Origin of the sequence: Alcaligenes faecalis (assembly GCF_041521385.1) — a bacterium.
Lineage (GTDB): Bacteria > Pseudomonadota > Gammaproteobacteria > Burkholderiales > Burkholderiaceae_B > Alcaligenes > Alcaligenes faecalis_E.
Genome location: NZ_CP168006.1, coordinates 2,344,543 through 2,363,248, shown reverse-complemented (window position 1 = coordinate 2,363,248; position 18,706 = coordinate 2,344,543). Strand labels below are relative to the sequence as shown.

General features: G+C 56.7%; 17 protein-coding genes and 1 pseudogene. 5 read left to right on the top strand and 13 right to left on the bottom strand.

Annotation, left to right across the window (positions count from 1 at the left end; all coding sequences use genetic code 11):
* Positions 1–16: 16 nt before the first annotated feature.
* From ACDI13_RS10625 to apaG, 3 genes are read right to left on the bottom strand one after another with little or no spacing between them, the layout of a single operon-like run.
* Complete coding sequence (locus tag ACDI13_RS10625) at positions 17–1,210, bottom strand: FAD-dependent monooxygenase (RefSeq protein WP_316989304.1); 1,194 nt, start codon at positions 1,208–1,210, stop codon at positions 17–19.
* Complete coding sequence (locus ACDI13_RS10620) at positions 1,207–2,502, bottom strand: murein transglycosylase A (RefSeq protein WP_316989305.1); 1,296 nt, start codon at positions 2,500–2,502, stop codon at positions 1,207–1,209. The genes ACDI13_RS10625 and ACDI13_RS10620 overlap by 4 nt, the downstream gene beginning before the upstream one ends.
* A 15-nt stretch (positions 2,503–2,517) precedes the next feature.
* Positions 2,518–2,892, bottom strand: coding sequence for a Co2+/Mg2+ efflux protein ApaG (gene apaG, locus ACDI13_RS10615; RefSeq protein WP_094195355.1), 375 nt, complete (start codon positions 2,890–2,892; stop codon positions 2,518–2,520).
* 117 nt (positions 2,893–3,009) lie between these two features.
* Between apaG and rpe the strand changes: the two genes are divergently transcribed.
* Positions 3,010–3,705, top strand: a complete 696-nt coding sequence (gene rpe / locus ACDI13_RS10610; protein WP_094195354.1) for a ribulose-phosphate 3-epimerase — start codon at positions 3,010–3,012, stop codon at positions 3,703–3,705.
* A gap of 55 nt (positions 3,706–3,760) precedes the next feature.
* Here rpe and ACDI13_RS10605 read toward each other — a convergent pair whose 3' ends face one another.
* Positions 3,761–5,563, bottom strand: coding sequence for a GGDEF domain-containing protein (locus tag ACDI13_RS10605; RefSeq protein ID WP_316989306.1), 1,803 nt, complete (start codon positions 5,561–5,563; stop codon positions 3,761–3,763).
* 210 nt (positions 5,564–5,773) lie between these two features.
* Here ACDI13_RS10605 and ACDI13_RS10600 point away from each other — a divergent pair, with 210 nt between their 5' ends.
* The 3 genes and pseudogenes from ACDI13_RS10600 (at position 5,774) to ACDI13_RS10590 (ending at position 8,454) form a co-directional block, all read left to right on the top strand.
* A complete protein-coding gene (locus tag ACDI13_RS10600; protein ID WP_316989307.1) occupies positions 5,774–6,454 on the top strand; it encodes a phosphoglycolate phosphatase in 681 nt (226 codons plus the stop codon).
* Positions 6,455–6,669: 215 nt separating this feature from the next.
* A pseudogene (locus ACDI13_RS10595) lies at positions 6,670–7,317 on the top strand (anthranilate synthase component I); the annotation flags it as partial.
* A gap of 108 nt (positions 7,318–7,425) precedes the next feature.
* A complete protein-coding gene (locus ACDI13_RS10590; RefSeq protein ID WP_372372445.1) occupies positions 7,426–8,454 on the top strand; it encodes an IS110 family transposase in 1,029 nt (342 codons plus the stop codon).
* A 537-nt stretch (positions 8,455–8,991) separates the two neighbouring features.
* Here ACDI13_RS10590 and ACDI13_RS10585 read toward each other — a convergent pair.
* The 4 genes from ACDI13_RS10585 to ACDI13_RS10570 all read right to left on the bottom strand — a co-directional run bounded on the left by ACDI13_RS10585 (position 8,992) and on the right by ACDI13_RS10570 (position 12,702).
* Complete coding sequence (locus tag ACDI13_RS10585; protein WP_316989271.1) at positions 8,992–10,029, bottom strand: TRAP transporter substrate-binding protein; 1,038 nt, start codon at positions 10,027–10,029, stop codon at positions 8,992–8,994.
* A gap of 116 nt (positions 10,030–10,145) precedes the next feature.
* Complete coding sequence (locus ACDI13_RS10580; protein ID WP_316989272.1) at positions 10,146–11,435, bottom strand: TRAP transporter large permease; 1,290 nt, start codon at positions 11,433–11,435, stop codon at positions 10,146–10,148.
* Positions 11,436–11,450: 15 nt separating this feature from the next.
* Entirely contained in the window at positions 11,451–11,954 is a 504-nt protein-coding gene (locus ACDI13_RS10575; protein WP_316989273.1) for a TRAP transporter small permease, read from the bottom strand.
* A gap of 307 nt (positions 11,955–12,261) precedes the next feature.
* Positions 12,262–12,702 (bottom strand): helix-turn-helix domain-containing protein, encoded by a 441-nt coding sequence (locus tag ACDI13_RS10570; protein WP_316989274.1) that lies wholly within the window; start codon positions 12,700–12,702, stop codon positions 12,262–12,264.
* 68 nt (positions 12,703–12,770) lie between these two features.
* Here ACDI13_RS10570 and ACDI13_RS10565 point away from each other — a divergent pair, with 68 nt between their 5' ends.
* On the top strand, positions 12,771–14,192 hold the full coding sequence (locus ACDI13_RS10565) for an MFS transporter (RefSeq protein WP_316989275.1): 1,422 nt from the start codon (positions 12,771–12,773) through the stop codon (positions 14,190–14,192).
* A gap of 38 nt (positions 14,193–14,230) precedes the next feature.
* Here the strand turns inward: ACDI13_RS10565 and ACDI13_RS10560 are convergent, their stop codons facing one another.
* Genes ACDI13_RS10560 through ACDI13_RS10540 form a run of 5 tightly spaced genes read right to left on the bottom strand, consistent with a single transcriptional unit; the run spans position 14,231 to position 18,704 of the window.
* Positions 14,231–14,962: an SDR family NAD(P)-dependent oxidoreductase gene (locus tag ACDI13_RS10560; RefSeq protein WP_207872760.1), complete on the bottom strand. Its 732-nt coding sequence runs from the start codon at positions 14,960–14,962 to the stop codon at positions 14,231–14,233.
* Positions 14,963–14,983: 21 nt separating this feature from the next.
* Positions 14,984–15,385, bottom strand: coding sequence for a zinc ribbon domain-containing protein (locus tag ACDI13_RS10555; RefSeq protein WP_316989276.1), 402 nt, complete (start codon positions 15,383–15,385; stop codon positions 14,984–14,986).
* Positions 15,382–16,566: a thiolase family protein gene (locus ACDI13_RS10550; protein ID WP_316989277.1), complete on the bottom strand. Its 1,185-nt coding sequence runs from the start codon at positions 16,564–16,566 to the stop codon at positions 15,382–15,384. The genes ACDI13_RS10555 and ACDI13_RS10550 overlap by 4 nt, the downstream gene beginning before the upstream one ends.
* A 4-nt stretch (positions 16,567–16,570) precedes the next feature.
* Entirely contained in the window at positions 16,571–18,202 is a 1,632-nt protein-coding gene (locus ACDI13_RS10545) for an AMP-binding protein (RefSeq protein WP_316989278.1), read from the bottom strand.
* A gap of 19 nt (positions 18,203–18,221) precedes the next feature.
* Positions 18,222–18,704 carry an aromatic-ring-hydroxylating dioxygenase subunit beta gene (locus tag ACDI13_RS10540; RefSeq protein WP_316989279.1) on the bottom strand — a complete coding sequence of 161 codons (483 nt, stop codon included), beginning with the start codon at positions 18,702–18,704 and terminating at the stop codon, positions 18,222–18,224.
* Positions 18,705–18,706 lie beyond the last annotated feature (2 nt).

Sequence of the window (18,706 nt, the reverse complement as noted above, 5' to 3'; positions counted from 1 at the left end):
CAAGACTCTAGCGGCCTTAGAACAAAAGTGCGCCTGGCTTGATTCCAGCCGCATGCGCAATCAGACGACGTTTAACCCAAGGCAGGCGGTCTACCACTTGCATGCCGGCATTGCGCAACATGGAGGCCGGTGCTCCCGGCGCTGCAAACAGACGGTACAAGCCATCCGTGGCAGCCCGCATGGCCGCAATCGGCTCAGCGCGAGCGCGCTTGTAGCGATTGAGCACACGCATATCCCCAACCGAATAATGCGGACCGCGCTCGGACAAAACCTTGATCAGGGCCTCGATATCGCCCAGGCCCAGATTCAAGCCCTGACCGGCCAAGGGATGCACGCGATGCGCCGCATCACCGACCAAGGCCACGCCGGGCGACACCAGGCCGCTACGCTCAAAAGTCAAAGGGAAACCATATACAGGACTGCGCAAACTGAGCTGCCCCAAACGGCCATTGGATAGGGAGAACACACTGTTTTGCAGATACTGCGCCTGCTCATCTGAAGGCATAGCCAGTACCTTGTCTGCCTGTGCTTGCGGCACGGACCAGACCATGGAAACTTGCGCTTTGCCATCCACATCCGGTATAGGCAACAGGGCCAGAATCGAATCGCCGGTAAACCACTGCAGGGCGACTTGCTGGTGCGATCGCTCTACGTTGAAGTGAGCCACCAAACCAGCGTCCCCATACTCACGCCCCTGATGCTCAATACCGGCAGCAGAGCGCAGGCCAGACCGAGCACCATCGGCACCCACAAACAAATCGGCACTGATACGCTTTTGCCCGGCGGTAACGATGGTATGGCCTTCCAGACGCTCAAAGCGGTCTTCAATCCAGGGCACACCAAACACTTGCAGCGCCTGATACAGTGCCTGCTCCATCTGGCCGGATTCAACGATCCAGGCCAAATAATCCTGCGCATCCTGCCAGGCATGCAAATTCAGGCAAGCACCGCCATCACCATGGACTTCCATGGCTTGCACCGGCGAAATACGCTGGGTCGACATCAAGTTCCAGGCACCCAACTGCGCCAGAAAGTTCTGGCTGGCAACTGAGACGGCATAGACACGGGGGTGATATTGTCCCGCCGCCAGCGCCATAGGCTTGTAAGCGGGCGACAAGATGCTGACATCAAACCCCGCCTTGCGTAAACCCAGGGCACTGGCCATCCCGGCCAAGGCCCCGCCACACACCACAATCCGTTCTTTGCTCATCGTGCGCTCGGTGCTCCTGCCTGACGTGGCCACAACAGCCACATTTGACCTTGCTGCTTCATGCGCCCGGCCTGCGCACCAGCCTGATCTCCCGTTCCCCAGTACAAGTCGGTACGTGCCGGTCCCTTGATGGCCGCCCCCGTGTCCTGGGCAAAGACCAGCCGCTGCAAAGGCTGCTTAGTGGCAGGCTGCGAAGTGGCCAGGTACACCGGTGTGCCCAACGGCACATAAGTAGGGTCAACGGCAACGGAGCGTAGACCAATCAAGGGAATGCCATAGGCGCCTTTAGGCCCCAGTTCCGGGTCCACAATAGCCTCTTCACGGAAGAACACCATGGCCGTATTGACATTCATCATTTCCTGAACGCGATGCGGGTTGCGCTTGGCCCAGGCTTTGATGTTTTGCATGGAGGTTTGCGCCAAAGGCATCTCACCTTGCTTGGCCAACCATTGGCCCACCGACGCATAGGGACGACCGTTATGATCGGCATAAGCCAGTCGCACGGCGCTGCCATCGGGCAAGACCGCACGACCCGAGCCTTGGATCTGCAAGAAAAAGCCCTCTACCGGATCTTCTGCATACACGATCACGGGCGGCTGCCGATCCTGCCTGGAGACAATCTGCTCGCGTGTGTCGTAAGGCACAATGCGTTTACCCACTTGCTTGCCGCGAATACGCTTGCCAGCCAGCTCGGGATACAAGCTACCCAGATCAATCGTCAACAAATCATCCGGTGCAGCGAAAAGCGGCCATTGATAGCTGGAGCTACGTGTACGCGAGGCCTTGAGCAACGGCTCGTAATAACCCGTGACCGTATTCTGAGCCACCTTGCCATCGCCAGTCAGCAAACGCCAGGGCTGTAGTTGCTGCTGCAGGAAATCACGCACAGCGGCTGTGTCTGTGGTGTCGGCATTCAGACCTGCCGACGCCGCTGCCTGACACACGGGTTGCCAGGCACGGGGATTGGCACGCGCAGGCATGGCCAGCGAGCCGCTGACCGGGCGCATCAAGCCTTTGCAATTATTGATAAAGCCTTTCCAGACGTGATCCAACGAATCTGCCTGCCAACCCGGCAAGGTGGACCAGTTCACCGCCTGGTAGCGCCCCGCCAGTGTTCGCGCCGGGGTGTCCGGCAGAGCCGACAAGGACGGCACCTGCAAAGGCTGCAAGGCGATATCAGAACCACTGTCTGCGGTGCCCGGAGCCGTTGACGAAGAGCCCTGATCCACAGGCGTGCTTGAACAGGCGCTTAATGCCAGCAGTACGGCTGGCACGCAATAAATTAACTTCATGGCTGGGTTTGGCCCTTAGTGCAAGGTACGGGGGGAGGAAAGGATGAACTCCTGAATGAGAACCTCAAAAGGCACACCATTTTCACCCACACATTGATAGCTGCCACGCATGGTGCCAAACGGTGTATTCAGGGGACAGCCACTGGTGTACTCAAAGGTCTCGCCTGGAGCCAGCACCGGCTGTTGGCCCACAACGCCCAGGCCACGCACTTCCTGAACCTGCTGATTGTCGTCTGTAATGATCCAGTGACGACTGATAATCTGGGCCGTCTGCTGTCCATTGTTGGTAATCCGTACGGTATAGGCAAAAACGTATTGATTGCTCTCGGGTTCGGATTGCTCAGGCAGGTACTGGGGCGTGATTTGCACCTCAATATCGTCAGGCTTCATGATGGATTCCAGGTTACGGCTGTACAAATACGGGGCGCTGCACAGCCCCCCGCTTGAAACTATAATGATGACATACGGCCACGATTTTCGTGATGTCTAATCTTTACGGCACCTATTATGTCCCAAGCCAGCACCACACGTATCGCTCCCAGTATTTTATCGGCTGACTTCGCCCGCCTGGGAGAAGAAGTCCGCAATGTCATTGCCGCCGGCGCCGACTGGGTTCATTGCGACATCATGGACAACCACTTTGTACCGAACCTGACTTTCGGTCCCATGGTCTGTGCCGCGCTGCGCCCCCACACCACCGCCCCCATCGACGTACACCTGATGGTGGAACCCGTAGACGCACTGATCCCCGAATTTGCCAAAGCCGGTGCCGATTACATCAGTTTTCACCCCGAAGCCTCGCGCCACGTGGATCGCACCCTATCGCTGATCCGTGACCACGGCTGTAAGGCCGGCCTGGTATTCAACCCGGCCACCCCGCTGAACTGGATGGATCACTTGATGGACAAGCTGGACCTGGTCTTGCTGATGTCCGTGAACCCCGGCTTTGGTGGCCAGGCCTTCATTCCCAGTGCCATGGACAAGCTGCGTCAGGCCCGCGCCCGCATTGATGCCTGGACCGCAGAAGGCGGCCAGCCCATTCTGCTGCAAATTGATGGTGGCGTGAAAGTGGACAATATCGGCGCCATTCGTGCTGCCGGTGCCGATACCTTTGTGGCCGGTTCGGCTATTTTTGGCCAGCCTGACTATGCTCAGGTCATTCGCGACATGCGTGCTCAAATCGCTTTGGCAGAACAAGCTTAAGTACGGTATCCGGCCCGCCAACAGGCAGGGCCGCGGCAAACCCTTGCTGCCTCATCTACTGCAACATCGTAGCGCGACTGTAACAGCCCTGCTGCAATGTATTGTCTGGTCGCCGACGCTCCACAAACAAGGCGTTGCCCTGCACGCGTTTGGCCTGCGCCTTGGCGGAGGTCGCCAGCTCTGCAATTAAAGAGCCCGAATACAAATCGGGCTCATCAACCGTCACAACACCTAAAGACAGGCTCACAAGCGGGTGAAACACCAGCACGCCCTGGCGGTTTTCAGCCAAGTAACCGCCTGCTTGCCGGTGCTCCATTCGATACAAGGACTCCAGTTCTTTCTCCAGCTCGTCCAAAATACCTTGGCAGCGCACAGCCCAGTCCGGGCTGGTAAACACCAGAATAAAGTCATCTCCCCCCACATGGCCGACAAAATCCATGCGAGCAACGGCATATCGAGTAAAGAGCTCTGCCATAGAACGCAGTAACTCATCTCCTTTGCGATAACCGTACAAGTCGTTATAGGGTTTGAAATGGTCCAGGTCTGCGTAACATACGGCAAAGCTCTGACGATTACGCAGCAGGCCCTCAATATGCTCATCAATAGGCACATTGCCCGGCAATTGCGTCAGTGGGTTGGCATAGCGGGCCGTCATGATCTGAATCTGCGTAATTTCACGCATCAGTTCCACACTGGAGCCCAAGCCCAAATACTCATCCGCCCCCGTAATGATGAACCCATCGCTCAATGCCTCGCCCTCACCCTGCGTCATCAAGGTGCCCAGCTCCAGCAAACTGGTATCACAGTCCACAATCAATGGCGGCGTTTCAATAAACAAGGAACATGGCTTGTTGCCATACAGCTCGCGGTGATAAGGACGTGCCAACTGATCGTAAAGCTGACTACGACGCAAGATCCCCGTCGGCCTGTCGCCCCGCAACAAAGCCACCGCGCTCACATCAGGACGGCTTTGAAAGAGCTCATACACGCGATTGGTCGGGGTGTGATCCGGGACAGCCGGCGCCGCACGCAGCAAACGCCGTACACTCATGGAGTCCCGCCCCTGCGCTTGGCGCTGTGTCCGCACAGTGGAAGGACCAAACAAAGCAGCCTGGGCTGGCTCCAACTGAGGGGGAGGATTAGGTTGAGGCCGACACAGCAAATAGCCCTGACCACAAGCCACACCCAAATACCGCAAGGTGCGCAATTCTGCCCCGGTTTCAATTCCCTCTGCAATTACAATAGAGTGCGCGTGGCTGGCAATATCGCAAATGGAACGCACCAATTGCTGCTTGAGCACATCAGTATCAATATCGCGCACAAAATATTTATCGATCTTGACGTATTCAGGTCGCAACTCGGACCACAAGCGCAGCGAGGCGTAACCTTCGCCCAAATCGTCAATCGCAAACTGCAAGCCTTCTTTTCGGTATAAATCAAGCGCCTGATTCAAATAGTCGTAGCTGTCGGTGCGCTCGGACTCGGTCAGCTCGACCACCACCCGGCTCCAATCGATACCATCGAGTTGTGGCATGCCCGTACGCGGTTCAATGCGGGCCGAAGGCAACAGCCCCATCACGACATCCGGGCTGGAGTTCAAAAACAATTTGCCAGCCAAACCCTGCTGATTAAAGCTACTGACCAAGGTATGACAGCACAGTGCTTCCAGATCCCATAAACGTCCGCACTGCCGGGCAGCGTCAAACAAGGCCAAAGGCGAATAAAAACTGCTGTCCTTCGGCCCTCGGATCAAGCCCTCATAGCCCAGAATCAAGCCAGACTGCAGATCGACAATAGGCTGGAACACGGACGTAACTTGTTTTTCTGCGAGAATCTGATGAAATGTCTCGAGCATCATTCTTCCGCTCCTAGGGCCTTTCTGAACAGACTATCGAAAGCCAATCTTGTACCAAAATATGGTTTGCTCACTAAATTGATAAGCCCGCGCGCAGTAAGGAGCTTTAACATGATGAATCAAACGAAATGAAAACTCGATTTTCCGAAAACTGTTTCTGTTCGACCTTAACAGGAATTCGACAATATTTTGTCACAAACTCGCTACAAAAAGATGAATATTTGCTCTGTACTGTTTGATTTGGATGGCACCCTCCTGGACACCATTCCTGATTTGGCCTCGGCATGTAATGCCATGCGTCTTGACCTGGGCCTGCCTGTGCTTCCAGAGGAGCGTATCGCCACTTTCGTGGGTAAAGGCTCAGAAAACCTGGTGCGACGCGCCTTGGCAGACCTGCCAAACCCTCCTGACAACCATACCCAGGCATTGGAATCATTTTATTACCATTACCAATTATGTAATGGCCAACACAGCCGCCTCTATCCCGGTGTACTAGACGGATTGAACGACTTTACAAGCCAAGGATTACGCCTGGCCGTCGTCACCAACAAACCTGAGCAATTTGCGCGCCCCTTGCTGGAACAAACAGGTTTAAGCCCCTATTTCGAGCTGGTAGTGGGCGGCGATACCTGCCCGCGCAAAAAGCCCGACCCCATGCCTTTTATCTACGCCTGCGAGCAAATGAAACTGGCTCCCGAACAGGCTTTGGTCATTGGGGATTCCATGAATGACGCCCAGGCAGCGCGCGCAGCTCACATCCCCGTACTGTTGGTGCCCTACGGCTATAACGAAGGCAAGGATGTGCAAAGCCTAGATTCCGATGGTATAGTTGCCTCTATTGCCGACGCCGCCATTTGGCTGCGCAACAAACGCAACCCTGTATTCACGTCATAAAATTCATGTCTACTCGCACTCACGCATCCACAATTTACGGCGCTTATTGGCGCTGGTGGCGTTCGTGTATCGGGTAGATATAACCTTGAAGTCTGGCGTCCCTGCAAAGTAGTACACAGCGGACCGCCTCCAGGAAAATAAGCCCGGTAATCACAACGACCGGGCTTTTTTTGTTTCTGTCCGGCTCGTCGTACCCACTGACCCTCGAGATCCCAATGACAGAAATAGAATTCAATGCCCTAGCAGCAGAAGGCTTTAACCGCATTCCCCTGATTGCGGAAACCTACGCCGACCTGGATACGCCCCTGTCGATTTATCTGAAACTGGCGCACAACGGCCCCGAAGGTGGGCGTTACAGCTGCCTGATGGAATCGGTTGTGGGCGGCGAACAGTTTGGTCGCTACTCCTTTATTGGCCTGCCTGCCCGTACCGTGATCCGCAGCTATGGCCGTCATACCCAAGTGCTGCACGATGGCAAGGTTGTCGAAACAGCCGAAGGCGATCCGCTGGAATTCATCGAACAATTCCAGGCCCGCTTCAAAGTGGCCCTGCGCCCTGGCATGCCCCGCTTTGCAGGTGGTCTGGCCGGTTACTTCGGCTACGACACCGTGCGCCACATCGAACCGTCCCTGGGCATGAACCGCAAACCCTTCCCTGCTGATCAGGAAGAAGGCGTACCGGACATCATGTTGCTGCAAGTGGACGAGCTGGTCATTGTGGATAATCTGGCTGGTCGCACCTACCTGCTGGTCTACGCCGATCCCGCCCAGCCCGAAGCCTACGTACTGGCCAAGCGCCGTCTGAAAGACCTGCGCGAAAAACTGCGCTCGCCCGTGGTGATCCCTTACGCCTATGCCAGCATGCNGGCGCTTGTACTTGGTCCAATGGGATGGACGCCCCTACCCGCACCGGCATCCTATGTGCCAAAGTGGGCGTAGCACCAACCACTTGAACCGAGCGAGGCGTCCATCATGAAGATTACGACACTGGGTATCGATCTGGCAAAGCACGTTTTTCAACTGCACGGCGTTGATGAACAAGGCCAAACCGTATTAAGAAAACAGCTCAAACGCGACCAGATGGCCACGTTCTTCGCTACCTTACCGGTCTGCCTTATTGGCATGGAAGCATGTGGCAGTGCGCATCATTGGGCCCGTAAATTAGAATCGTTCGGACATACCGTACGCTTGATTGCCCCTCAGTTTGTTAAACCCTACGTTAAAACCAACAAGAACGATGCTGCTGATGCCGAAGCCATCTGCGAGGCAGTGGCTCGGCCTAACATGCGGTTTGTACCGATCAAAAATATCGAACAACAGTCCGTCTTGGCCTTGCACCGGGCTCGACAAGGGTTCGTACGGGCACGGACCGCACAGGCCAATCAGATCCGCGGATTGCTGGCTGAGTTCGGGCTGATCGTCCCACAGGGAATCTCTCACCTGCATACACGTGTCCCTGCGCTACTCGAGCAGGCGAATCAGGAGCTGACAGGCTCATTTCGATTACTCATACTCCGGCTCCTGGATCACTTAAAAGAACTGGATAAACAGGTCCATGAGTTGGAGCGGCAGATTAAAGCCTGGCATAAGGCCAATGAAGCGAGCTGCCGACTTGAGAAAATTGCGGGCATTGGCCCGATCACCGCCAGTGCCTTGGTTGCCACGATCGGCGATGCCAAAAACTTCACCAATGGCCGACAGTTAGCCGCGTGGCTAGGCTTAGTGCCCAAGCAGCACTCCAGTGGTGGCAAGTCCGTGCTCCTGGGAATCAGCAAACGAGGAGATCAATATCTGCGTACCTTGTTAATTCATGGCGCTCGAGCGGTAATCTATCGTGCGCGGCAAGCCGCAGAGCCCACCGGTTGGCTACAACGACTCTTGCAGCGATCTCACACCAACGTAGCGGCGGTTGCATTAGCCAACAAAAATGCCCGTATCGTCTGGGCGTTACTGGCCAATCAACGAACCTTCCAGCCTGACTATACGCCTGACGGCTCATAGTCAGGCTGAACTGAGCTCCCCTTTAAAAACCACTATTAACCCTTCCCCCGATTGCTCAGGCAAGCACGACATGATGGCAAGATAGGTCAGACCGTGGTTGGTTAAACCCGATGTCCCCCAGGCACAACGCAGTGCGCTGGTCCGATTGAGGCACCAACCAGCAAAACCCATCAGGGACCGCCGCTGACGCGGCAATCAAGTCCGAATGTACGGGTGCAATCTCGACCCACTGTCCAACATGAAGTGAGTGCTTGGCAAAACAGGGGCGTCCATGTACGGGGGACCAAGTACCCGGCGAGTTCAGGATGCGCCCGTCGCTCTCTCTTGACCAGGGCACCGGTGCGCAGCACCGGCAAGTGGTCAGCCCTGCCAGCCCCCCGGGGCCTGAAGCGGCGATTTTACAGAGACAAACGACGACCAGAGCTGAAGCCACAACTCAATTTCCTATCCTCTGACCCCACGGCATAAGCCCCAAAAAAAACCCCGCCCTCCCAAAGGAGCACGGGGCCAAAACTGTAGTGTGTCTCTTGCTGCAGATTACTTGGCAGCACTCAGCTCTTTGATCTGCTCGCGGAAGTAGGCCAGAGCGGCTTTGCCGTCTACGCCCTTCTTGTCTGCGGCCTTGATCCAGTCCTCTTCCACAAAGGCCAAACGCTCCTTGAGCTTGTCACCCGCCTCACCTTCGATACGCAGCGTCTTCAGACCCGCAGCCGTGTGCTTCTCAATGGCTTGCTGCTCAGCCGCTTGCCACTTGGAACCAAAATCGTTGGCAATCCACTCGCCACTGATCTTCTCGATAGCCGCACGATCGGCTTCGGACAGGCTCTTCCATTTACGCTCGTTCATGAACAGGTACTGACTGGATTTACCAAACCCGCCAGGAACAGAAACCGCCGTTTTGATCAGCTTGTCCAGCTTCCAGTTATCCAACTGGTCGTACTGAAAATACATGCCGTCAATCACACCACGCGACAGCATTTCGTAGCTGTCTGAGGCGGGCGCATTCACCGTCACAATACCCAAAGCCTTGCCGATGGCATCGAACAGCGGGCTGGGAGAGCGCAACTTCTGGCCATCCAGATCCTCAACGCTTTGCACATCTTCCTTGCTAGTAAAAATCACCGTTGCGGGACTGGTCCACATGCCCAGCAGTTTCACGCCTTTGTGCTCGTTGGCATCCATCATGAACTTTTCATAGGTACGCCAGTAGGCAACCGAGTTGACGCCGCCGTCATCCGTTGTGAAAGGCAATTCGGCAAATTCAATCAAAGGGAAACGATTGGCGGTGTAGCTGTGTACCGACATGCCCAGATCCGCAATGCCGTTACGGACCAGATCCAGGTGAGCCTGGGGTTTGCCCAAAGCATTGATGAACTCGACCTTGACGCGGCCCTCTGTCACCTTCTCCACTTCCTGGGCCCAGGGCTCGAACATATTGGTCACGATAAAGTGACCGGGCGGCATCCACTGCGAAAAACGCAAGGTTGTGACTTCGGCAGCAACCGAAGGCAAGGTCGGTGCCAGGGCGGCGGTAGCCAGGCCCAGGCTCAAGGCCAATTTTTTGAAAACACGCATCTCGACTCCTCGTAAACTATTTTTTTATCGGACCACCGGCCCGACCTCTTGACCACCATGTCACCCAGACCGACTAACAGGTGGCCCTTTCCTAGGCCCGAATAAGTGGGCCGCTTTTACATACTGTTCGGGATCACCAACACAATCCAGGGAACAAACACCAGCAACAACAAACGGGCAATATCCGTCAGAACAAAAGGTGTCACACCCCGAATAATCGTGCCCAGGGAAACATCGGACATCACGTTCTTGATCATGAAAATATTCAATCCCAGCGGCGGGGTAATCAAACTGATTTCAGCGGCCACCACCACAACCACCCCGAACCACACCAGATCAAAGCCCAGCGAGGCCACAATCGGATAGAAGATGGGCACGGTCAGCATGACCATGGACATCGTTTCCAGAAAACAGCCCAACACCAGATAAATCAGGCAAATGATCAAAATCACCGCAATCGGGGAGACATCCAGGCCCTCGATGAAACTGAGCAATTCACTGGGCAAACCAGCCACGGACAGGAAGTTGGTAAAAACCAATGCCCCGATCACCAAAGCGAACATAATCGCTGTTGTCTGGGCGGCCTCGATCAGCACCGTCAAATACATGCGCGGCTGCCAGCCCCGGCGCTTCAAGGTCAGCAAAAAGGTGGCAGCAGCGCCAATACCGGCCGCTTCAGTCGGGGTGAACACCCCCCCGTAAATACCACCCATGATGACGATGAACAGCACCGTAATGGCCATCACGCCTTTGGTCGCCTCAAAGCGTTCACGCCAACTGGCTTTTTCACCGGGACGGCCCAGATTGGGGTTGATCGCGGTAATGATGGTGACCGTCACCAGATACATCAGCATGGCGATCAAACCGGGCAAAAATCCGGCGGCAAACAGCTTGCCAATGTCGGTTTCAGTCAGAATCCCATAGACCACCATCATCACGCTGGGCGGAATCAAAATGCCCAGTGTGCCGCCGGCAGCAATACTGCCTGTGGCCAGACGATCATCGTAGTTATATTTGCGCATATTGGGCATGGCCACGCGGCCCATGGCGGCCGTGGTCGCCATGCTGGAACCACAGAGCGCACTGAAGGCTCCACAGGCAACAATCGTGGCCATCGCCAGACCACCGCGCAAGTGCCCAATAAACGCATGGGCTGCTTTGTACAGGTCTTTGGACAGGCCCGACGCATTGACCAGATTTCCCATCAGAATAAATAGCGGCAACACCGTAAAGCTATAGCTCATGGCGGTGTCAAAGCTGGTTTGCGCGGCCATGATCAAGGCCGCTTCCATGCCTGTGAATTGGGCAAAACCCACCGTTCCAACCAGCAGCATCCCCCACGCAATGGGCAAACCCATGAACAAGCTAGCCAACAGGACAAGCAGTCCGATAATAGAAATCAACATGAAACAACTCCGTCTTTATCGGCGGGGGGAGCGAAAAATTTGCAGCAAGGCAGCCACCGCTGCGATGCCGGTCATGACTGAAATGGCATAGGCAAACGGCGCAATGGGCACTTGCAAGGCATTACTCATATCACCATACTCAGCCAGCTCATTGGCCCGGTGCCACAGATACACGGTCAGCACCGCCAACATAAGGGTTGAAATGATATTGATCAGGCATTGCTGCACCCGTCGTGCCCACGGCCCCAGCCAGGCATCCAGCAAACTGACGGTCAAGTGCTGCTGATGCCAGGTCACGCGTGGCAAGGCTGCAAAAATCAGCACACCCAGCAAGATCTCGCTGGCCTCATAAGCTCCCAGCAAAGGGGCATGGAATACATACCGGCCAATCACGTCCACGGTCGTGATGCCCGTCATCAGGATCAAGATGACCACACAGGCAGTATCCAGAATTGTCTCTACAACCCGTACTACTCCACGTGAACGCACCAGCTCCATTCCTGGCAGATCGTCGTTCATTACAGCTCCACTCTTTCTGGCCTGCGTAGGCCTGTTTTTTGGGTCATCATGCCCCCCGAAAAATCGGCGAGCATTGTTATATTTTTGTTCTAAATAGTTTATAGATGAACCAATACAGGTAAATAGAAAGAAACCCTTAATTCCATCCAAAATCATGGATTTGGGGTTTCGATCTCACATAGTAAGAAAGGCAGTCACAAACAAAAGCCCTTGTCCTGTGTAAGAACAAGGGCTATCACGCTGGAGCTTGGATACCCATCTCCCCCTTTTGAAGGGCCAGGCCAGATATTTTCAATCATGTGAAAGGTTACGCATCACTTTCTCTGACAGCGTGTCGCAACACATCCCTGGCAGCCTCTGTAGGGCAAGCGGCGCGAAGCAACTTCTGAAATCTGGAGCACTCCAGATGAGAGGGCTCGGGACACTCTGCGACGTGCCGCAGCATGTTGCTCAAGGTCTTCAGTCTTTGAGCCTGGCGATCGAGTTCATCGGCGCGCTCACTCAATGTAGATCTGGGCAGGTTGGGCTTTCGATCCTTGTCAAACATGCTACCAATCTCTTCCAGCGAAAAACCCGCACTCTTGCCCAAGGCAATCAAAGCGAGCTGCACGAGTGTGTCCTCACGGTACTGCCGACGCAATCCATTTCTGGTGACGGATCGGATCAGGCCGATTTCCTCGTAATAGCGCAGAGTCGATGTGGCGACACCACTGGCCTTGGACAGTATGCCGATATCAATGAGGTTCATGCTTGACTTCAAGTTGACTTGAAGTTGGATACTAGCTTGCAACCAAGCCTAGATCAAGGGTCAGACATATGAAAGAACCAACGTTTCCACCTGGCAACAAGCTCGCTTTGACCGCACTGGCGGGCTCCATTTTGCTAGCCTCACTGGGCATCAGTGTCACGACAGTGGCACTCCCAACACTGGCCTCCGTCTTCTCGGCCTCGGTACAACAGGTGCAATGGGTCGTGCTTGCCTATCTGGTTTCATTGACGGTGGCTATCGTGTCCGCCGGACGCCTGGGCGATCTGTACGGAAGTCGCCGTGTACTGCTTTCCGGCCTGGTGCTCTTTGCCTTGGCCTCAATCACTTGTGCTGTAGCACCGACCCTGGGCTGGCTGTTTGCGGGCCGGGTGGGGCAAGGTCTGGCTGCTGCGGTCCTGATGGCATTACCCATGTCACTTGCCAAGGCCCTGATCGCCAAAGAACGCATGGGGGCAGTGATGGGGTTGCTGGGGACCATGTCAGCAATCGGGACCGCGCTAGGCCCTTCTCTTGGCGGCGGTTTGATTGAGCTACTGGGTTGGCGCTCGGTCTTTGTTCTGTTGCTTGTGTGCGCCCTTGGCATGATCGCCATTACGGCGATCGGTATCCCCAAGCAGCAAGGACCGACCAGCACGACGGCGCGTATGGACTGGATGGGTAGCCTCTGGCTGTGCCTGGCACTGCTGTTCTTCGCAATGTCCGCCACTGGCAGCAAGGTCGGAATGGCCATTCCTCTTTGGATGTTGCTTGCTGCGACGGCCATCGCGCTAGCGGCCTTTATCGGCTTCCAACGACGCGCCACCCACCCACTGGTGCCCTTGGCCCTGTTGGGTAGTCGAGTCCTTGCATCATCACTGATCATGAACCTGATTGTCAGCGCCATCATGATGTCCACGCTGGTGGTTGGCCCCTTCTACCTGGCATTTGGCCTGGGCCTGAATGAACTGATGACGGGCCTTGTGATGGCGGCCGGTCCTGCTGCCGCCGCGCTGTCCGGTGTACCCGCCGGCCAGCTCACGGACCGATTCGGCACCGATCGAATTGTGCTTGCTGGTTTGGTGCTTGCAACGGGCGGATTGATCTGCTTCGCACTGCTGCCTCTTCAAGTTGGAATTCCCGGCTACGTCATGGCACTGATACTCACAACACCGGGTTTTCAACTGTTCTTGGCCGCCAACAACACCGCCACAATGGCAGCCGCTCCAGACGCTCAACGGGGCATGGTTTCCGGGCTGATAGGCCTGTCACGCAATCTTGGATTCATGACCGGCGCAGCACTGATGCCGCTGCTTTTTGCCTCGTTCCTGGGCGATGAAGAGATGGCCTTAAATTCCCGAGTCACCATCGGCGAGGCCTTCTCCCACACGTTTCTCTTGGCAGCCGCGTCGTTCGGACTTGCCATGGTGACCTTCTTCGTGGGGAAGAGACGCCCGACATCCAGTGCAATGTCATCAAAAGGTGAACCATGACTGATGCAAGCGCAAAGGCGATCCACGCTAGCCGACAATCAAATCGTCAGCGTACCCACGCTGGCACCACCGCAAACATACAAGGTCTGGCCCGTGATGAAGCTGTTTTCAGGGTCCGAGAAGAACATCGTGGCGCGGCTGATGTCATCGGCACGGCCCAGGCGCTTCACAGGAATTGCGGCCGCCAGCTTGGCTTCACGCTCGCTACCGGCTTCAACCACGTCGTAGAACATATTGGTAGTAATGGGGCCGGGGGCAATCACGTTGACAGTAATGCCCTGGTCAGCCAGTTCCAGCGCCCAGGTGCGAGCCATGCCCAACATGCCCGCCTTGGTCGCGGCATAGGCGGTACGGGTTTGCAGGCCTAGTGCGCCACGCGAGGACATCAGCACGATGCGGCCAAAATGGCGTTCGCGCATGCCAGGCACCACCGCCTGGGTAATTTGCAAGGCCGCACCCAGGTGAATCTGGGTCAGGCCCTGCAAGTCTTCCAACTTGACCTCGTCCAGCAGGGCTGGCCAGATCACGCCGGCATTGTGGATGAAGTGGGTTACTTCAAAACGCTCGGCAATATCCTTGGCGGCTTTCTCGGTTGCCACGGCATCCAGCAAGTCCACCTGCACGCAATGCAGACGCTCGTGCGTCCAGGGCAGTACATTGCGCGCCATGCTGATCACGGTGTAACCCTGATCCAGCATCTTGCGGCAAATGTCTTCACCAATACCGGTGCTTCCGCCCGTCACAATGGCGGTGTATTGAGCTTGTGTCATCTTGATTGTCTCCAGGCAAATTCAGGGCGCAGGACGCGCCACCAGCACGGCTACGCCGCCAGCATCCAGCTCCAGACTCAGGCGCACTTTCTCATCGGCCTGCCCGCCTTCGGGCAAATGAGCGATGGCAAAAGGGCCGCAATCCAGGGCAACGGTGCCGATACGCCAGGGCAGTCGTGCCTGAAAGTAGGGTTCGTTGCTGTGATGCAGGGTCGTGGTGGCACGCAACACGCCTGTGTCCGCCACCGGCTTCCAGTTCAGCGTGGTGTGCAGGCAATGGCCGCAGACGTCCCTGGCGGGATACTGCACCGTGCCGCAGGACGGGCACACTTGCAGGGCAAATTCGCCGCGCCGGGCGGCCTCGGTCAGACCGGCTGCCGTGGCGCTGCGTGCGCCGGGTGGCAAAATTTGGGTGTCGCTCATGACTGCCCCCGTTCCAGCAAGGCCGCAGCAGTACAAATGCCACGGTCGTAATTGATCATGCCAAAGCCGGACACCAGGCCGATGCGGGCATTGGCCACTTGCGTGTCACCTGCGGTATCCGTCAATTGGCGCAGCGCCTGAACCAGACCCAGATAACCACCGGCTGCACCCGCCTGGCCTACCGACAACTGCCCGCCACTGGTGTTGAAGGGGAAGCTGCCATCCACGGTAAAGGTGTTCTTGCGGATGAATGCCGGGCCTTCGCCCTTGGCGCAGAATCCCAGGTCTTCAAACTGCAAAACATTGATGACGGGGTAGTCATCGTAGGTTTCCATGAAATCCACGTCTGCCGGGGCAAGGCCCGCATGCTCGTAGAACGCATCCTTGTCCATGGCCCAGCCACCGCGATGCTGCACAGGGTCTTCAGGGAAAGCATTGTGACGCTCGATAGTAGAGCGGATACGCACGTAAGGCAGGCCCAGTGCTTCGGCCTGTTCACGACGCATCACCAGATAGCCTTCGGCTCCGGCACACGGCATCACGCAGTCAAACAAGTGGATGGGGTCGGCAATGACGCGCGCCTCCATGTACTGTTCCAGCGTCAGCGGTTTTTTCATCAGGGCATGCGGATTGCGCAGTGCATTGTCGCGCTGGGCCACGCACAGCTTGCCGAAGTCTTCACGCGTGGCACCGTAGTGACGCATGTAGTAGTCCGTCAGCAGCGCAAAGCTGGCATTGGGACCACCGGCACCATAAGGGTAGACGGCATCCTGCGAGAAACGCGAAAAGCCCGACACCGTGTTCTTGAAGGACTCACGATGGTTGGTATCACCCGCAATACACGCCACGATGGACGCATCGCCACACTGCACAGCACGGGCCGCACGACGCATGGCCACCACACCGCTGGCTCCACCCATAGGAATGTGGTCCAGCCAGCGCGGGCTCATTTGAAAATGCTGCATCACACCGACGGCCGTGTCCGAACCCAGCGTGAAGCTGGATACACACACGCCATCAACATCGGCTTTTTCCAGGCCGGATTGGGCCAGCAACTGACCCAATGCCGCACCCAGCCACCAATGCGCGGTCTGCTCGGAATGGCGCTCATAGGGAATGGTCACCGGGGCGACCAGCACCACATCGTCATAGCCCTGGCGGGCTGCTTGCGGCAAGGCCATGGGCTTAGGCCTCCTGACGTTTTTTCAGGTGATTCGTGTTCACGCAGGCCGGGTTTTCCAGCGCAGCCAGAGCAACCGTTTTCAGTTCACCGCGCTGAATCTTGTTGGTCGAAGTCAGCGGCAGGGCATCCACAAACAGCACGTAACCGGGCACCTTGAAGTAGGCCAGTTGGGTCAGACCCCACTGCACCATTTCCTGGGCAGCCTGTTCGCGCTGTTCCTGGGTTTCGATCGGGTTGTGGGGCACCACCAGCGCCATCACTTCGTCGCCACGGATGGCGTCGGGCACAGCGGCCACGGCAATGGAGCGCACCAGCGGGTGCTGCTGCATGATGTTTTCCACTTCCACGGCAGCGATGTTCTCGCCACTGCGACGGATCACGTTCTTTTTACGGTCCACAAAGTGCAGATAGCCTTGTTCGTCACGGCAAACGATGTCGCCCGTGTGGAACCAGCCGCCTTCCCAGGCTTCGTCGGTGGCTGCCGGGTCTTTCCAGTAACCGGAGAAAAAGCCGTAGCGTGGGTTGTCACCGGCCGAGCGCACCAGCAGCTCGCCGTTTTCACCGGCTTGAGCGGGTTCACCGTCGTCTTTACGCAGCAGCACTTCCACCACAGGCATTTCCTTGCCAAAGCAGGAAGTACCAATGTGGCGTGGCTCGTGATTGGCGATGATGCTGGCACCTGCGCCGGTTTCTGTCATGGCCCAGGCTTCCAGCAGGGGGAAGCCAAAGCGTTCTTCAAAGATAGGATGCAGGCCACGGTCCACACCGGCGCCAAAACCAAAGCGCACGCTGTGTTGACGGTCTTTTTCGCTGGCCTCGGCCTTCATCAGGATGGCAGGCATCACACCCAGGTAATGCACTACGGTTGCGCCGGATTCACGCACCGAATCCCACCAGCTACGTGGGTGGAAACGGTCCAGGGAGATCAGGCAGCCGCCGGTCTTGACCATGGCCATGGTCGAGCAGGCCATCGCATTCATGTGGAACAGGGGCAGTGGCGTCAGCATGCGTTCTTTGCCATGCTCCAGCAAAGCCAGACCACCAATGTCGCGGTACCACTCACCCGCGTAATGGAAGTACTGGTTGGCCAGCATGCAGCCTTTGGGACGGCCTGTGGTGCCGGAGGTGTACAGCAAGGCACATTCGCTGTTTTCATCAGGAATGTCACAGGAGCGGCACGCGGCGCGCTCGACCATCGGAGGCATGTCACCATCAGCCATGATGGCAAAGGGCTGGCCGGCTCGCTGAGCCGCTTCCAGCAGATCCTGGTGGCGGCTGGGCAGGGCAATGGCCATGATCATTTCCGAATGGCCGATCAGATATTCCAGCTCGGCAGCGCGCAGGTCAGGGTTGATCGGCACAATGGACACGCCCAGGCTGTTCAGTGCGAACCAGTGCAGGAAGAACACGGGGCGGTTCTCCAGCAGGATGCCGACGCGGTGACCGTGGCCGTAGCCAGCAGCAGCGTAGCCGGCGCGCAAGGCGTCGATACGCTCCAGCGCCTGACCGTAAGTCAGCTCGCCCGCTTCAATACCGTAGATCTCGGCGGTCTCAGGCAGGGTACATACAAAGGGCTTGTCGCCCCATTTCTGGGCGGTGTCTCGAAAAGCCTGGTAGACCGTGGTGTTGGCCATCAAAAATTCTCCTGTCCTGTCACATAAACAACTGGATATTGCCGAAAGGCGCGTCGCAATTGAGCAGATCCACCCGTTTCAGGCGCATCTTCAAGGCGTCGTCCTGGCGCACCAGGGTGTAGGTATTCCAGCCTACGTAAATATCTTGGTTGTCGCCGCGCGTTTCCGTGTAATGGAAAGCGCAACGTACGGTGTATTCGCCTTTTTCATCGTCCATGCTTTCCACAGTCGGTTGCTGGAGCAAGTGATGGCTGCGGCTCTTGGGCTGCTGGGAAAAGGTACGGCGGCCTGCCAGACGTTCCACACGGATACGCAGCAAGAGCTTGTCCTCGTGCATCAGGGACGCATGCAAACGGGCGTCCTGCTGATCGTGAGCCAGAGGCATCCAGTAGTAGCCATCCTCGGTGAACAGGTCGAGCCACTGCTCGTAACGCTGTTCATCCAGCAGGCGGCTTTCTGCATACACAAAATCGATAAGGGCCTGACGGCTGATTTCGCTCATGG

What these genes read in the sequence shown, in the direction of transcription:
- ACDI13_RS10625 (WP_316989304.1), bottom strand. Translation starts at nt 1,210, where the DNA reads ATGAGCAAAGAACGGATTGTGGTGTGTGGCGGGGCCTTGGCCGGGATG.
- ACDI13_RS10620 (WP_316989305.1), bottom strand. Translation starts at nt 2,502, where the DNA reads ATGAAGTTAATTTATTGCGTGCCAGCCGTACTGCTGGCATTAAGCGCC.
- apaG (WP_094195355.1), bottom strand. Translation starts at nt 2,892, where the DNA reads ATGAAGCCTGACGATATTGAGGTGCAAATCACGCCCCAGTACCTGCCT.
- rpe (WP_094195354.1), top strand. Translation starts at nt 3,010, where the DNA reads ATGTCCCAAGCCAGCACCACACGTATCGCTCCCAGTATTTTATCGGCT.
- ACDI13_RS10605 (WP_316989306.1), bottom strand. Translation starts at nt 5,563, where the DNA reads ATGATGCTCGAGACATTTCATCAGATTCTCGCAGAAAAACAAGTTACG.
- ACDI13_RS10600 (WP_316989307.1), top strand. Translation starts at nt 5,774, where the DNA reads ATGAATATTTGCTCTGTACTGTTTGATTTGGATGGCACCCTCCTGGAC.
- ACDI13_RS10590 (WP_372372445.1), top strand. Translation starts at nt 7,426, where the DNA reads ATGAAGATTACGACACTGGGTATCGATCTGGCAAAGCACGTTTTTCAA.
- ACDI13_RS10585 (WP_316989271.1), bottom strand. Translation starts at nt 10,029, where the DNA reads ATGCGTGTTTTCAAAAAATTGGCCTTGAGCCTGGGCCTGGCTACCGCC.
- ACDI13_RS10580 (WP_316989272.1), bottom strand. Translation starts at nt 11,435, where the DNA reads ATGTTGATTTCTATTATCGGACTGCTTGTCCTGTTGGCTAGCTTGTTC.
- ACDI13_RS10575 (WP_316989273.1), bottom strand. Translation starts at nt 11,954, where the DNA reads ATGAACGACGATCTGCCAGGAATGGAGCTGGTGCGTTCACGTGGAGTA.
- ACDI13_RS10570 (WP_316989274.1), bottom strand. Translation starts at nt 12,702, where the DNA reads ATGAACCTCATTGATATCGGCATACTGTCCAAGGCCAGTGGTGTCGCC.
- ACDI13_RS10565 (WP_316989275.1), top strand. Translation starts at nt 12,771, where the DNA reads ATGAAAGAACCAACGTTTCCACCTGGCAACAAGCTCGCTTTGACCGCA.
- ACDI13_RS10560 (WP_207872760.1), bottom strand. Translation starts at nt 14,962, where the DNA reads ATGACACAAGCTCAATACACCGCCATTGTGACGGGCGGAAGCACCGGT.
- ACDI13_RS10555 (WP_316989276.1), bottom strand. Translation starts at nt 15,385, where the DNA reads ATGAGCGACACCCAAATTTTGCCACCCGGCGCACGCAGCGCCACGGCA.
- ACDI13_RS10550 (WP_316989277.1), bottom strand. Translation starts at nt 16,566, where the DNA reads ATGGCCTTGCCGCAAGCAGCCCGCCAGGGCTATGACGATGTGGTGCTG.
- ACDI13_RS10545 (WP_316989278.1), bottom strand. Translation starts at nt 18,202, where the DNA reads ATGGCCAACACCACGGTCTACCAGGCTTTTCGAGACACCGCCCAGAAA.
- ACDI13_RS10540 (WP_316989279.1), bottom strand. Translation starts at nt 18,704, where the DNA reads ATGAGCGAAATCAGCCGTCAGGCCCTTATCGATTTTGTGTATGCAGAA.